Below are 784 nucleotides of genomic sequence, written 5' to 3' on the forward strand. Positions count from 1 at the left end.
GGCAAAACTCAAACCCGGAGTCTCGCTCACGCTGGATAAAAGTTGGGGGCAACGTCAGCAGAGCGACAGGTTGCTCGGTTCGTGACTCATGAGAGTGATGAGATTTCGCTTGATGACGAGACCGAAATGTTTGATGAAACCCTCGAAAAATTATTGCAAGATTTAGGGATGGTCGTTCTACCTTATCCGGCGACAACGACGAGAGAACTAGTCCTCGGTGGCTATTCCAACAAAAAGCCATTCAAGGAAAGCGGCAAAGGCCATTAGGATCTACATGGAAATCTATAGTCGAAGGCATAGACCCAGCCGACGGACCTCACGTCTTTGTCACTAGCAACACGTTAGATTTCGCTCAAGATAAGACGAAGGAGACGTTCGTGCTCCACGCTGAACTTCTGTCGGATTTACCTGATGGGGTATTGGTTCTGGGTTTCACGGGACGACAGTCGCTTCTTGAGAAGCATGTTTTGCCTCGCCTTGATGGATGGAAACCTTGGAGTGAGTCAAAGGTCTATCTCGACATCGAGAATTTCGCGGAAGGGGTTATAGGCAAGGAGCTGCCTTACAAGACAATGTATGGGCTAGAGGGGCTGCCATTCAGTAATGAAGTCACTCTTACTATGTATGGGAACCCAGAGGGACTGGTCGTGCATTATGCTCTCATCGGAGATCAATATATGGTCCGCATCCGAGGGAAGTCGGAATGCCTGTTCGACGGGTACAGGCCTTGTTGCACAAATCCTGCGTGGGATTCACTAGGTTAATCCAATGTGGTAACTGAGCG

The 784-nt window shown here is 49.2% G+C and carries 1 protein-coding gene; it reads left to right on the top strand.

The features are described from left to right. Positions 1–81: 81 nt before the first annotated feature. On the top strand, positions 82–267 hold the full coding sequence (locus tag P775_RS27680; RefSeq protein ID WP_143520955.1) for a hypothetical protein: 186 nt from the start codon (positions 82–84) through the stop codon (positions 265–267). Positions 268–784: the final 517 nt, after the last annotated feature.

Origin of the sequence: Puniceibacterium antarcticum (assembly GCF_002760615.1) — a bacterium.
Lineage (GTDB): Bacteria > Pseudomonadota > Alphaproteobacteria > Rhodobacterales > Rhodobacteraceae > Puniceibacterium > Puniceibacterium antarcticum.